Here is a 13,665-nt window from a genome sequence, read left to right as displayed (position 1 = left end):
AGGATCCATGTCCCGCAAGCTGGTGGAGTGCGTGCCGAACATCTCGGAAGGTCGGGATGCCGCGAAGATCAAGCAGGTGACGGACGCCATCGCGGCCGTGCCGGGCGTGCGGATCCTCGACGTGGACCCCGGGGCGGACACCAACCGCACGGTCATCACCTTCGTGGGCGAGCCTGAGGCCGTGCTGGCGGGAGCCTTCGCGTGCATCGCCGAGGCCGCCAAGATCATCGACATGCGCCAGCACCACGGGGCCCATCCCCGCATGGGCGCCACGGACGTGACCCCCTTCGTGCCCGTGGAGGGCGTGACCATGGAGGACTGCGTGGAGCTGGCGCGGCGGCTCGGGAAGCGCGTGGCCGCCGAGCTGGCCATCCCCGTCTACCTCTACGAATCCGCCGCGTCCCGGCCCGAGCGCCGAAACCTGGCCGAGGTGCGCCGGGGCGAGTACGAAGGCCTGGAGAAGAAGCTCCAGGACCCCGCCTGGCGGCCCGATTTCGCTGCCCCCTACAACGCGGGGGCCGGGGCCTGCATCATCGGCGCCCGGGAGTTCCTGGTGGCCTACAACGTCACCTTGAACTCCAACGACAAGGCCCACGCCACGGACATCGCCTTCGAGCTGCGCGAGAAGGGCCGCGTGGCCCGCCGCGGCCGCGTGAGACCGTACTACCAGGCCGGCGAGCTGATCTACTACACCGAAGGAAGCTTCCCCTGCGGCAACTGCGACTTCACCGGCGCCACCTGGCAGGAGACGGTGGACCACTGCGCCTCCGACCACGGCTACGACCTGCCGGCCCTCATGCGGCTCAATGACGTGGACCCGGCGAACCCCGTGGGCCAGAAGGTCCGCCGCCGGGGCCTCTACGACCACTGCAAGGCCATCGGCTGGTACGTGGACACCTACCGCCGCGCCCAGATCAGCATCAACCTCACGAACTACAAGGAGACCGCGCCCCACACCGTGCTGGAGGAGGCGCGCAGCCTCGCCGCCGAGCGCGGGCTCGTGGTCACCGGCAGCGAGATCGTGGGCCTGGTGCCCTTCCAGTGCCTGCTGGCCTCGGGCCGCCACTACCTGAAGGCCATGGGCAAGTCCACGGGCGTGCCCGTGCAGGACATCCTCCAGACCGCCGTGTTCTCCATGGGCCTCGGCGACGTGGCGCCCTTCGAGATCGAGAAGAAGGTGCTGGGTCTGCCCACCTACGATGCGAAGGCCCTCGTCTCCATGCCCGTCCACGCCTTCACGGACGAGGTCAGCCGCGACACCCCGGCCCCCGGCGGCGGCTCTATCGCCGCCTTGGCGGGCAGCCTGGGCGCGGCCCTGGCCAGCATGGTGGCCAACCTGGCTCAGGGTGGCCCGGACGCCGGGAAGGACGCCAAGCTCATCGCCCTGGGCGAGAAGGCCCAGGTGCTGAAGGACCGCCTCATGGTGGCCGTGGATGCCGACACCAACGCCTTCAACGCCTTCATGGACGCCCGCCGCCTGCCCGACGCCACGCCCGAGCAGAAGGCCGCACGGCATGAGGCCATGCAGGCCGGACTGAAGGTGGCCATCGACGTGCCCCTGGACACCGCGAAGACCAGCCTCGAGGCCCTGGAACTGGCCGGCGAGGCCGCCCGCCTGGGCAAGGTGGCCTCCATCACGGACGCGGCCGTGGGCGCGCAGATGGCCCACGCCGGCGTGCGCGGCGGCATCTGGAACGTGGTCATCAACCTCAAGGACATCACCGACGCGGGCTATGTGTCCGACATGCAGGCCCAGTGCGCGGATCTGCTCGCACGGTCCACGGAGAAGCTGGCCGAAGTCACCGCCTACGTGGACCAGAAGCTGGTCGACCGGTTGATGAAGGCCAGGAAGTAGGTCTGTTCGGGCTGCCCAAGGGCAAGCCCGAGCCCGGAGGCCTTCCCCATGCGCATGCGGATATACCAGGTCGACGCCTTCGCCACCCGCCGGTTCGAGGGGAACCCCGCCGCGGTGATGCCGATGGAGGCCTTCCCGTCGGATGGGTTGATGCAGGCCCTGGCGGCCGAGAACAACCTGGCCGAGACGGCCTTCCTGGTTCCGGATGGCGGCGACTACCGATTGCGCTGGTTCACGCCCACCACGGAAGTGCCGCTGTGCGGACACGCCACCCTGGCCAGCGCGGCGGTGGTCATGGAGCGGCTGGAGCCGGGCCGCAGGCGGGTGGTCTTCCAGACGGCCAGCGGCCCCCTCGGGGTGGACCGGACGGCCTCCGGCTACCGCATGAACCTTCCGGTCCGGCCGACCAGGCCAGTTCCGCCGCCGCCGGGGTTGGCCGAGGCGCTGGGAATCGTTCCTGTGGAGGTCCTCGCGGATGCCTTCAACTACCTGGCGCTGCTGGAAAGCGCCCAGGCCGTGCGCAGGCTGGCCCCCGATCTCGCGGCCATCGCCCGGATGGATCGCAGCGGCGTGATCGTGACCGCCCCGGGGGACGATTCCCACGACTTCGTGAGTCGCTACTTCGCCCCTGCCAAGGGCATTCCGGAGGACCCGGTGACCGGAGGCGCGCATTGCGCGCTGACACCCTACTGGGCGGCCCGGCTCCGCAAGACGGAGCTCCGGGCCCACCAGGCCTCGCGGCGCGGTGGGGAGCTCCTTTGCCGCCTGGTCGGCGACCGCGTGGAACTGGAAGGCGCCTGCGTCTTCTACCTGGAGGGCGAAGCGGAGGCCTAAGCCCGGGAGCGAGGGTCCGCCTCCGCTACTCCGCCATCCAGAAGAACAGCGCCGTCATCCGCTTGGTGGCGAGGTCATGGCCGAAGTAGCCGCTGGCGGAGTGCACCAGGTCGGCCCGGTAGAGCAGCAGGCGGTTGAAGGCGTTCGGCACGGAGACATCCGGATGCCAGGCCTGCAGCGGCAGGCCGGTCACGCCCAGGGCCTCTCGCAGGTTGGCATGCGGCGGCGGGCAGAGGTTCCCACCCAGGGCGCCGTTGGGATAGCGCAGGCGGAAGAAGGTCGTGCCTGCGGCCGCCGGCGCCTTCGGTGTCAGGTAGATCACGGCGGCGTAGCGGCAGAGCCGCCGGGAGTCCGTATGGGGCCGCGGCCCCGATTCCCGGGCGCCCACCACCTGCACCACGTTGTGGTTGAGGAAGGCTCCGTCCGGCGCGGTCTCCGACCACAGGCGCCGGGCGCCGGTCAGCTCGCGGACCTTGGCTTCGACCCGGGCCAGTTCCTCCGGAGCCAGGGCGTCCCGCGAGCGCATGCCCGGCCAGGTTTCCTGGGTGTACGGGAAGCCCATCTCCCAGGCTTCCAGGGCCCGGAAGCGCGCCACCAGGGCCATGGGATCCGGTAGGATGCCGTCCACGATCCAGTAGTCCCGCCCTTCGCTGGGCTTGCGGTAGGGAAGCCGCGGCGGGGCCGGCGGGGGCATGGTCATGAATCTCGCTCCAGTGCGGAAAACCCACAGCCTACCCTGGCCACGAAAAAAGGGGGGCTTTCACCCCCCCACTCCCCCCCCCCGGGGAGAGTTTCTAGGAACCCGTGCGGCCAACCCCTGCGTGCGGCGCTTCCTATCCTACGGCTATAGAGTGGCGCAACTTGAGTAAAGGTGTCAGAAAAAAACGTGTTGCTATTTGCAATATTTAATCCCTATCCCAACACCTTTTCCGGGCTTAGCGATACCAAGGCATCATGGAAATCCGGCGAGTCCGGAGGGGCGGACCACCGCATGGGGCTCAACCAGGGCTACATCCACCGGGAGCAATTGGGTGCCGCGGCAGCCGGACAGACCTTGCTGGCCCACCTGGCCGCCCGGCACCCTCTGGCGGGCCCGGACCTGTGGCGGACTCGGATCCTGGAAGGCCAGGTGCGCCTCGATGGGGCCCCGGCCCTTCCCGATGCGATCCTCCGGGCCGGCCAATGGATCACCTGGGCCCGCCCCCCCTGGGTGGAGCCCGAGGTTCCCCTCGCCACGGCGGTGCTCTACGAGGATGAAGACCTGCTCGCCGTGGCCAAACCCAGCGGCCTGCCCACCCTGCCCGGGGGAGGCGAATTCCTGGAGCACACCCTCCTGGCCCTGGTGCGCCGCCGGGCCCCGGAGGCCAGCCCCATGCACCGGCTGGGCCGGGGCACCTCGGGGCTGGTGCTGTTCGCTCGCACCGCGGCGGCCCGTGGCCCGCTCCAGGCAGTCTTCCAGGATGGACAGACCCGCAAGGTCTACCGGGCCCTCTGCCAGGGCCGTCCCGCCCAAGAAGCCTTCGAGATCGCCACGCCCATAGGGGAAGTGCCCTACGGCCCCCTGGGCACCCTCCACGCCGCCACCCCGGACGGGCGACCCTCTCTGAGCCGGGTCACCGTCCTGGAGCGGCGGGCGGACGCCTCCCTGCTGGACGTGGAGATCCTCACGGGCCGCCCCCACCAGATCCGCATCCACCTGGCCTCCGTCGGCCATCCTTTGGTGGGAGACCCGCTCTACGGCCCCGGCGGAGGCCCGCTCCCGGGCACCGAGGCCCTGCCTGGTGACCCGGGCTACCTGCTCCATGCCCACCGGCTGGAGCTGAGCCACCCCCGCACCGGCGCCCGGCTCACCCTCGAGTGCCAGCCGCCGCCAGAGCTGCGGGTGCTTGATTTCAGCGAAAAGAAATCTGGAAGCGGAGGAGAACGGAGGAGCTGAGGAAAGCGGAAAAAAGAAGGGAAGTGAACCGCAGTCCCTCCGTTCTCCTCCGCATTTCAGCTCTCCTCCGCTTTCAGAATTCCTTATCCCTCACAGGCTCGGCGTGAAGGATCAGGAAGCCTCAGTTGTGCACGCCCGGCGCCTCGCGGCCGGTGCGCTCCACGTACTCGGCGTAGGTGCCCGGGAAGAGCATGGGGCCCTCGTGCTCCTCGCCCGCCAGCTCCAGCACGCGGTTGGCGAGCCCGCGCAGGAAGGTGCGGTCGTGGGACACGAAGAGCATGGTGCCCTCGAAGTCCTTCAGGGCCTCGACGAGCATCTCCTTGGTGGCCAGGTCCAGGTGGTTGGTGGGCTCGTCCAGCACCAGGAAGTTGGGCGGGTTGAAGAGCATGCGGGCCATGACCAGGCGGGACTTCTCGCCGCCGGAGAGCGCGCGGACCTTCTTGTCCACGTCGTCGCCGGAGAACTGGAAGGCGCCCAGCAGGTTGCGCAACACGCCCAGGCCCTCCATGGGGAAGTCCTTCTGCATCTGCTCGAGCACGGTGAGCTCGGGATCCAGCAGGTCCAGGGCCTGCTGGGAGAAGTAGCCCAGGCTGAGACTGGCCCCCAGCTTCACGGCGCCCGCATCCGGCTGGAGGGCCCCCGCCACCATCTTCAGCAAGGTGGACTTGCCGGCACCGTTCCGGCCCATGACGCACCAGCGCTCGCCGCGGCGGATGTGGAGGGCGAACTGGTTGTAGAGCTTCTTCGGGCCGTAGGCCTTGCAGACGCCCTCCAGCATGGCCACGTCGTCGCCAGAGCGGCCGGGAATGCGGAAGTCCCACTTCACGATGCGGCGCCGCTTGGGCGGCTCCACGCGCTCGATCTTGTCTAGGGCCTTGATGCGGCTCTGCACCTGGGCCGCCTTGGCGGCATGGGCGCTGAACCGCTCGATGAAGCGCTGCTCCTTGGCCAGCTTGGCCTGCTGTCGGGCGTAGGCGGCCTCCTGATTGGCCTCGCGGGCTTCCCGCTCCTTCGCGTAGAAATCGTAGTTGCCCGAGTAGGTGACGATGTCGCCGCCGTCGATCTCCAGCACCTTGGTGACCACCCGGTTCATGAAGTCGCGGTCGTGGCTGGTCATCAGGAGCGTGGCCGGCACGGACTTGAGGAAATCCTCCAGCCAGAGGATGGATTCGATGTCCAGGTGGTTGGTGGGCTCGTCCATGAGCAGGACATCGAAGTTCCCCAGCAGTACCTTGGCCATGGACACACGCATCTTCCAACCGCCGGAGAGCGCGCCCACGTCGCCGTCGATCTGCGCGTCCTCGAAGCCCAGGCCGTGCAGGCAGGCCCGGGCCCGGGCTTCCAGCTCGTAGCCGCCCAGGTGCTGGTACTCCTCCTGGACATGGCCGAAGCGCTCCAGAATGGCCTCCAGCTCATCCGCCTTTTCCGGATCGGACATGGCGTGTTCGAGATCCATGAGCTCGTGGTGCAGGTCGCCCAACCGCCCGCTGCCAGCGATGGCCTCGTCCAGCACGGGGCGGCCCGCCATTTCGTCCACCTCCTGGCGGAAGTAGCCCAGGGTGAGCTTCTTGGGGAGCGTCACCGTGCCGTCGTCCGGCGCCTCCTCGCCCATGATCATGCGGAAGAGCGTGGACTTGCCCGCCCCGTTCGGCCCCACCAGGCCCACCTTCTCGCCGGGGTTCAGCTGGAAATCCGCCTCGATGAACAGGACCTGCTTGCCGTACTGCTTGCTGACGCTGGAGAACGAGATCATGGGAATCCGATGCGCAGAATGGGTCGCCCGGCAGGCCTGGGCGGCGGAAGATCCAGAGACAGGGGATCGAGGTCGCGGAAAGCAGGATCCTCAAGCCTACGGTGCCTTCAGGGTACCACAGGGGCCACCAGGGACTTCCGTGAGGAAGGTCAACCGCGAAATCGCGCGAATCGCCCTTCAGGCGCGCGAAAAGAGAAAGGGCAACTTTTCCACTGCTGTCGTTTGCCTCACGGTTGGGGCTCTGGGCGCCCGAGCCCTTTTCACGGCCTTTCGCGCTTTTCGCGGTTTCAGGCCGAAGCGCCCGCCCGCGGGCCGTGCATCAGCTCGACCACGGCCTGGTTCAGCCGGAGCCGCGTCTCGTGGCGCTCGAAGGCGCGGGTGAGGTAGCGGGCCCGGACTTCCATGCCGTTGGGGCCGGGCACCACCTGGACGCCGGGCACGGCCGAGAAGGCCTTCACGCGGTATTTGGAGGCGGTCTGCTGCCATTCCGCCTCGGCGATCTTGGCGTTGGCTGAAGTCTGCTGCTCCACCAGCTTCTGCACGCCATCGATGACCAGGTAGGGATCCTGTCCCGCCGGAACGACGATGTTGAGCTCGTCCCACATCCACTTGCCCGAGGTGGAGAAATTGAAGAAGTGCCCCTCGATGGCGAAGTTGTTCACGAAGGCCACCCGGCGGCCCGTGGGATGGCCCGCGTCGCTCCAGCTGCCGGTCTCCAGGATCACCGTGCGGAGCATGCCGATCTCGACCACCTCGCCGCCCACGCCGCGGATCTCCACCCAGTCGCCCACACGGATCCCGTTCTTCCCCATGAGGATGAACCAGCCGAAGAAGGCCACGATGAAGTCCTTGAGGGCCACGGTGAGGCCGGCGCCGGCGAGGCCGAAGACCGTGGTGGCCTGGGCCGGCATGCCCACGACCATGAACCCGATGGTGAGCACGGCCACCACTCGGATGATCACCTTCAGCACGGACTTCGAGGCGCCCACGGAGGCTCGTTCCGCAGCCGCGGGACGCCGATGCAGCCAGTCGATGAGCAGGCCGAGCAGGTAGGCGGCGACCACCACACCGAGGATGGCCAGGCCCTGGGACAGCAGCTTGTGCAGGGCGACATTGCGGTAGCCATCGGCCAGCCCCAGCCACGTTCCGTAGGTATCCGCCAGGCCTTGCTGATCCTGGATCCGCTTGGCCATGGTGGCCAACCTGCGCTGCACGTCCCCGAACTGCTTCAGGGAGGACACGGCGGCCTTGGCTTCCTCCCGGCCCAGTCCGTGGCTCGAGGCGCCCTTCATGAGGGTCGAGGCCGCACTGCGGGCCGCCTCGCGGTCCTCCTGCTCCTTCTTCGCCTGGGCCTCAACTTCGGCCCGGCGCTTGGCCATGGCCTGCTCCTTGACCTGGGCCTCCGCACGGGCCTTCTCCAGCCGGGCGCACTTGTCCCGCTGGGTGCGCCATTCCAGCACCCGTCCGACCAGGCTGCCGGACTGGAAGGCGCTGGGAGGCTTGGCCGCCGCCATGATCTGGGAGGACTCCCGGTCGGCGGCCTCGTGGGCCTCCTTTAGCCGCCGAATCTTGGCCTGGGGATCCCCGCCGGCCTGTGCCAGGTCGTTCGAGGCCGTCTCGAGCTCATCCTTGTCCAGCTCCAGCTGGGCCTTGGTGAGGTCGATCTGGTCTTCCAGCGCATCCTTCTTGGACTCCGGGGCTGCGGCGAGCATCCGGCCCAGGCGGGCCAGTTGCTGCTCCCCGGCCTCCACAGCCGTCTGGGCCCTGGCCTTGGCTTCCGATAGTTCCTTGATCTCCGGGGTGTTCGGCACGGAAGCGGTGGCCGCCGTCCGGAGCGCATATGAGAAGGCGAGGTCCACCGAGTGGTTGCCCAGGCGCTCGGCCTGGACGGCCAACTGCTTTTCCTCGAAGGTCGAGGCCAGGGGCACCAGGCTCCGGGCGGTGAGCAGCGGCGACTGGTCCACCAGGCGCTGTTGCACGGGCGCGCCTCGACGGCCCCGCTTCTGCGGCTGGACCGGCGCCTCCTGGCCCTGGGGTTGCGGCACGTCCCGGGTCCACATCCAGCCGGCCACGGTACCGGCCGTCAAAGCCAACAGGATGGCGCCAGGGAGCAGGGTGCGGATCTTCATCCCATCCAGACAATCACGAACCGGGCCGGAACGCAAAAACCCCGGAGGCGATCTCCGGGGTTTTCACGTTCCGGGGCTGTGAGGCGCCGGAAAAGGGACCATCAGCCCTTCTTGGGAGCGGCTTCCTTCTTCTTGCAGCACCCAGTGCAATCCTTGCAAGAGGCAGCCTTGTTCTTTTCGCAGCAGGCCATCCCGCAGCCCTTCTTGGGCTCGGGCTTCTTCTCCTCGGCGGCGAAGCCCGCCAGGGCGAAGGAGCTCATCAGGACCAGCGCCAGCATCTTCTTCATGGAATTCTCCGTGGTCGTGGGACACAGCCCCATCGGAGCACCATAGCCGCACCCGGGGCTTTGTCCAAATGAATTGGGATCAGTGGCCGAACAGGTTCTTCAGCACCATGGCGGCCATGGCGGGGTTGGCACCCAGCCGGCGCTTCATGTAGGCGATGGCGAACTTCCAGTCCTCGGCGAAGGGCACGTACAGACGCATAATCTGCCCGCGCTTCACGATCTCCTGCTGGATCTCCGAGCGGGGGACGCCCATCAGCATCTGGAACTCGTAGGCGTCCTTCGCCACGCCCTTCTTGTCCAGATGGTCGATGCAGCGCCGGATCAGGGGCTCGTCATGGGTGGCGATCTCGGGATAGTGGCCGTGGTCCAGCAGCAGCTGCACGTACTCGAAGAGCTTCTCCTTCATGTCGCGCTTGTCCTGGAGCGCCACCTCGGCGGGCTCCCGGTAGATGCCGATGCAGATGCGCACCTTGCAGGGCTTGAGGTGGAGGGCCTTGATGTCTTCACCCGTGCGGAAGAGGCGGCTCTGCAGCACGATCCCGAAGTTGTCGAACTCGTTCCGGATGGCCTTGAACATCCGCAGGGTGACGTCCGTGAAGTGCCGGTCCTCCATATCCAGTGTGATGTGGACGCCATGCACGGCCGCGGCGGCCACGATGCGGCGAAGGTTCTCCTGGCAGTAGGCCTCGCTCTCGTTGATGCCGAGCTGCGTGGGCTTGAGGCTGATGCTGGCGTTGCGGCGGTCCTTCACCGCCTCGATCATCCGGAAGTACACCTGGACCGTGGCTTCCACGTCCTCGCGCTTGAAGACCTCCTCGCCCAGCAGGTCCAGGGTCGAGTAGAGTCCGGCCTTGGTGTGGATCTCGTCGACCTTGGCGATGCCACTGGCGATGCCTTTGCCCGCGCAGTACGGCGCGGCGAAGGTGCGAACCAGGCCACCCGGCATGAGGTCCAGAACGATGCGTTTCAGATCCACGGTGTTCCTCCCGTCATTCCTGCGTTTCCCGGTCCTTCGACACGACCGGACAGCCCTACAAATATACCGGCCTCCGTCCACCGCAGGGCGCCCCGCGCCGCGACATGTGACCGGGGAGACAGCACGAAAAAGCCCGCGGACTTTGGATCCGCGGGCTTCTGGTCTGGTGGTCCCTCCCGGACTCGAACCGGGGACCCTCTGATTAAGAGTCAGATGCTCTAACCAACTGAGCTAAGGGACCACGAGCAAAAGAAAGTCTACCAGGATGGAAACGGAACGCAAGCGCTCGTTCCCCGCCCCATTCCTAGAGGCTGGGCATCTTCATGGCCTGGCGGACTTCCACCATGGTCTCGGCGGCCACGGCACGGGCCCGGGCGCTGCCGTCCTGCAGCACGGCTTCCAGGTCCGCCGGGCGGGCCAGGGAGGCCTCGATCTTCTCCCGCAGGGGCTCGATGCGCTGGATCATCGCCTCGGCCACCCGCTTCTTGCAGTCGAAGCAGCCGATGCCCGCGCGGCGGCACTCGGTGTTCACCATCTGCACCGTGGCGTCATCACTGAAGAGCTTGTGGAACTCGAAGACGGGGCAGATGTCCGGGTTGCCCGGATCGGTCTTGCGAACGCGGGCGGGATCCGAAGCCATCTGGCGGGTGCACTTCTCGAGGATGGTGGCGTTGGTGTCCCGCAGGTAGATGCAGTTCCCGTAGCTCTTGGACATCTTCCGCCCATCGAGGCCGGGCACCTTGGGCGTCGGGGTGAGCACGGCCTCGGGCTCCGGGAAGACCTCCTCCTTGTAGAGAAAGTTGAAGCGGCGGAGCACCTCGCGGGCCAGCTCGATGTGGAAGAGCTGGTCCTCACCCACGGGTACCTTGCGGGCCTTGTAGAGGATGATGTCCGCGGTCATCAGCAGGGGGTAGCCCAGGAAGCCGTAACTGCCGAGGTCCGCCACGGCGTTCTGCAGCTTCTCCTTGTAGGTGGGCACCCGCTCCAACCAGGAAAGGGGCGTCACCATGGACAGCAGCAGGTGCAACTCGGCGTGCTCCTTCACCAGGCTCTGCACGAAGATCGTGGCCTTCTGCGGATCGAGGCCCGCCGCCAGGTAGGTGGCCGTCAGCTCCAGCGTGGCGGGCCAGATCTCCTCGACGGCCTCGTACTTCGACGTCAGCGCATGCCAGTCCGCGATCATGTAGAAGGCCTCGCCCTGGCCCTGGAGCCGCGTGAAGTTGTCCAGGGCTCCCACCAGGTGGCCGATGTGCTGGGAGCCCGAGGGCTGGATGCCGGAAAGGATGCGTTGCATGAAAGCTCCGAGGGTGCGCGTGGATCAGAAATGGAGAACGAGGCGGGCGACGAGCTCAATGCCGTAGAACACCAGCCCGAACACGGGGCCCAGGACGTAGCCCAGGAGGCCCGTGAGGGCCAACACGATGAGGATGCCGCCCATCCAGGGCTGGACCCGGTCGAACTTCGGCAGCCATCGCCAGGGCAGGAAGCCCCGCAGGATGCCGGCGCCATCCAGCGGTCCCATGGGCAGCAGGTTGAAGAGGGCCAGGCCGATGTTGATGAGCACCAGGCGGCCCAGAAGAGCCAGGAAGAGCGTGGTGGTCGTGCCCAGCTGAAGCACCTGGAGGCTCTCCACCTTGCTGGCCAGGAGCGACCGGGCGAAGACCCGGAACTCCATCTCAGGCACGGGCGCCACCGCCTTCACCACCAGGAACATGATCCCCAGGAAGACCACGGCCTGGACCAGGTTGGAGGCCGGCCCGGCACTGGCCACGAAGGCGTAGCCCACGCGCTGGGTGAAGCGGCGGGTCAGCTTGCGGGGATCCACGGGCACGGGCTTGGCCCAGCCGATAAAGGGGAAGCCGGTGGCCATACCCAGCAGGGGGAACACGAAGGTGCCCAGCAGGTCCATGTGGGCAAGGGGGTTCAGGGTCATCCGGCCCAGCCGCGCCGCCGTGTCGTCCTCCAGCAGGTAGGCCGCCGTGGCGTGGCTGGCCTCGTGCACGCTCAGGCTGAAGAGGAGGGCCACGTAGCTGACGAGGATGGTGGGGATGGAAAGGCTGTCGAACACCTGGGCTCCGGCAATCCCCCAGTGTACAAGCTGCGGCTCAGAGCCCCAAAGCGGCCAGGGCGCGACCGAGGTCCCCGGCGGTGGCGCCCAGGCCCAGCCGCAGGAGGAACTCCGTGTTGCCCTCCCCCCCCTTGATGGGGCTTTCGGCCAGATCCAGCGGCCGCAGGTCCGTGCCCTCGAAGAAGGTCCAGGTTTCCACCAGCACGCGTCGGTGGACGGCGGGATCGCGGACGATGCCGCCCGCGCCCACGTCCTCGCGCCCGGCCTCGAACTGGGGCTTCACCAGGAGGACCGCCTCCGCGCCGGGCTCGAGGCTCGGAAGCACCGGCGGAATGGCCAGCCGCAGGGAGATGAAGCTCAAGTCCGCCACAAGGAGGCTGCATCGCTCGGGGATGGCGGCCGGGTCCCAGGTGCGGAGGTTCACCTGCTCCATGGACACCACTCGCGGATCGCTCCGCAGCTTCCAGTGGAGCTGGTTGGTGCCCACGTCCACGGCATAGACCTTGGCCGCGCCGCGCTGGAGGAGGCAGTCGGTGAAACCGCCGGTGCTGGCGCCGGCATCGAAGCAGATCCGGCCCATGGGATCGATGCCCCAGCGGTCCAGGGCCCCGGCCAGCTTGAGCCCGCCACGGCTCACGAAGGGGAGCGCATCGCCCCGCAGCCGGATGGGCGCGGCCTCGTCCACGGCGGTGCCCGCCTTGGTGATGGGCCGGTCGCCCACCAGCACGTCGCCCGCCAGGATGCGCGCCTGGGCCTTGGCGCGGGTCTCGCACAGGCCGCGCTGCACGAGGAGCTGGTCCAGCCGGACCTTAGCCACGAATCGCCTTCTTCTGCCGGGCCAGTTCCTTGCGGTAGGTCCCCACGTTCCGGTTGTGGTCGCGCAGGTTCGCCGCGAAGCTGTGGCCGCCCCTGCCCGTGGCCACGAAGTAGAGGTCCTTGCCGGAGAGCGGCTCCTTCGCCGCCGCGATGGCCGAGGGGCTGGGAACGGCGATGGGCGTGGGCGGCAGGCCCTTCACGGTGTAGGTGTTGAAGCGGCTGGGCCGCCGGATGTCCTCCGGCGTGGGCGCCGTGAAGCGCAGGTCGCCGGTGATCCACCGGGCATAGAGGCTGGTGGGATCGCACTGGAGGCGCATGCCGATCTTCAGCCGCTTCAGGTAGACGCCCGCTACCTTGGGCTGCTCCTCCGGCAGCTTCGTCTCCTTCTCCACCAGGCTCGCCAGGATCAGGGTCTCGTAGGGTGGCAGCGGGCCGCCCTCGAGCTTCGGCCGGACCTGGTTCCGGAAAGCCTCCACGAGCATGAGCATGATCTCCTCGGGTTCCATGGCGTGGTGCAGCTTGTAGGTGGCCGGCGCCACGAGGCCTTCCAGGCTTTCCGCATCCTCGAACCCGGCGGTGCGGGCCAGTCGGGGGCTCTTCCACAGGGTCCAGAAGACATCCTCGGGCACGAAGTCCTTGAGGCGCTTCTGCACGGCCCAGGCGTGGGCCCCTTCGGGGATGGACACCGAAGTGAAGTGGATCTCCGCCCGGCGCAGCTTCCCCGTGACGTCCGACAGGCTGGCCCGGGGCTCGAACGTGTACTCACCGCGGATGAGCTGAAGCTTCCGGGCCCGGGCCCAGAGCTTGAAGAGCGAGGCGGACCGGATCACCCCATCCCGCTCCAGCTGGTCGGCGATCTGGTTGATGTTGGCGCCCTTCCTCACCAGGACGGTGGCCTCCTGGCGCAGGGGTCCGCGTCCCTTCCAGGCCCACCAGCCGCCCGCCGCCGGAGCCGCGGCCAGGATGAGGATGGCCAGGAAGAGCCTGAGGGACATGGAAGAACGCGCCATG

General features: G+C 68.0%; 12 protein-coding genes and 1 tRNA gene. 3 read left to right on the top strand and 10 right to left on the bottom strand.

Translation table 11 applies throughout. From position 1 onward, the window contains the following. Nucleotides 1-7 precede the first annotated feature (7 nt). Nucleotides 8-1,855, top strand: a complete 1,848-nt coding sequence (gene ftcD / locus MLE64_RS01420) for a glutamate formimidoyltransferase (protein ID WP_243315023.1) — start codon at nucleotides 8-10, stop codon at nucleotides 1,853-1,855. Nucleotides 1,856-1,903: 48 nt separating this feature from the next. Further along, nucleotides 1,904-2,689 (top strand): PhzF family phenazine biosynthesis protein, encoded by a 786-nt coding sequence (locus MLE64_RS01415; RefSeq protein WP_243315021.1) that lies wholly within the window; start codon nucleotides 1,904-1,906, stop codon nucleotides 2,687-2,689. Nucleotides 2,690-2,714: 25 nt separating this feature from the next. On the opposite strand, the gene MLE64_RS01410 is transcribed toward MLE64_RS01415, so the two are convergent. After that, entirely contained in the window at nucleotides 2,715-3,389 is a 675-nt protein-coding gene (locus tag MLE64_RS01410) for a DUF6445 family protein (protein ID WP_243315019.1), read from the bottom strand. A 291-nt stretch (nucleotides 3,390-3,680) separates the two neighbouring features. On the opposite strand from MLE64_RS01410, the gene MLE64_RS01405 reads away from it, so the two are divergent. After that, nucleotides 3,681-4,625 carry an RluA family pseudouridine synthase gene (locus MLE64_RS01405; protein ID WP_243315017.1) on the top strand — a complete coding sequence of 315 codons (945 nt, stop codon included), beginning with the start codon at nucleotides 3,681-3,683 and terminating at the stop codon, nucleotides 4,623-4,625. Nucleotides 4,626-4,746: 121 nt separating this feature from the next. On the opposite strand, the gene MLE64_RS01400 is transcribed toward MLE64_RS01405, so the two are convergent. The 9 genes from MLE64_RS01400 to mltG all read right to left on the bottom strand — a co-directional run bounded on the left by MLE64_RS01400 (nucleotide 4,747) and on the right by mltG (nucleotide 13,664). Beyond that, on the bottom strand, nucleotides 4,747-6,378 hold the full coding sequence (locus tag MLE64_RS01400) for an ABC-F family ATP-binding cassette domain-containing protein (protein ID WP_243315014.1): 1,632 nt from the start codon (nucleotides 6,376-6,378) through the stop codon (nucleotides 4,747-4,749). Between the two features lie 287 nt (nucleotides 6,379-6,665). Next, the gene (locus tag MLE64_RS01395) at nucleotides 6,666-8,507 is read right to left on the bottom strand and encodes a mechanosensitive ion channel domain-containing protein (protein ID WP_243315013.1); all 1,842 of its coding nucleotides are present in this window, start codon (nucleotides 8,505-8,507) and stop codon (nucleotides 6,666-6,668) included. A gap of 101 nt (nucleotides 8,508-8,608) precedes the next feature. Continuing rightward, nucleotides 8,609-8,794 (bottom strand): hypothetical protein, encoded by a 186-nt coding sequence (locus MLE64_RS01390; protein WP_243315010.1) that lies wholly within the window; start codon nucleotides 8,792-8,794, stop codon nucleotides 8,609-8,611. A gap of 79 nt (nucleotides 8,795-8,873) precedes the next feature. Continuing rightward, entirely contained in the window at nucleotides 8,874-9,770 is an 897-nt protein-coding gene (locus tag MLE64_RS01385; RefSeq protein ID WP_243315008.1) for a proline dehydrogenase family protein, read from the bottom strand. Between the two features lie 164 nt (nucleotides 9,771-9,934). Continuing rightward, a tRNA-Lys gene (locus MLE64_RS01380) sits at nucleotides 9,935-10,011 on the bottom strand. Between the two features lie 63 nt (nucleotides 10,012-10,074). Continuing rightward, nucleotides 10,075-11,064, bottom strand: coding sequence for a tryptophan--tRNA ligase (gene trpS / locus MLE64_RS01375; protein ID WP_243315006.1), 990 nt, complete (start codon nucleotides 11,062-11,064; stop codon nucleotides 10,075-10,077). Between the two features lie 24 nt (nucleotides 11,065-11,088). Then, entirely contained in the window at nucleotides 11,089-11,838 is a 750-nt protein-coding gene (locus MLE64_RS01370) for a site-2 protease family protein (RefSeq protein WP_243315003.1), read from the bottom strand. Between the two features lie 37 nt (nucleotides 11,839-11,875). Further along, complete coding sequence (locus tag MLE64_RS01365; RefSeq protein ID WP_243315001.1) at nucleotides 11,876-12,655, bottom strand: TlyA family RNA methyltransferase; 780 nt, start codon at nucleotides 12,653-12,655, stop codon at nucleotides 11,876-11,878. Further along, nucleotides 12,648-13,664, bottom strand: coding sequence for an endolytic transglycosylase MltG (gene mltG / locus MLE64_RS01360; protein ID WP_243314998.1), 1,017 nt, complete (start codon nucleotides 13,662-13,664; stop codon nucleotides 12,648-12,650). Before mltG ends, MLE64_RS01365 begins: the two co-directional genes overlap by 8 nt. Between the last annotated feature and the right edge of the window lies 1 nt (nucleotide 13,665).

It is taken from the genome of Geothrix paludis, from assembly GCF_022808815.1.
In the GTDB taxonomy this organism is placed as follows: Bacteria; Acidobacteriota; Holophagae; order Holophagales; family Holophagaceae; genus Geothrix; species Geothrix paludis.
Note: the sequence above shows the minus strand (reverse complement) of the source record. Positions and strands in the feature narration are given on the sequence as shown.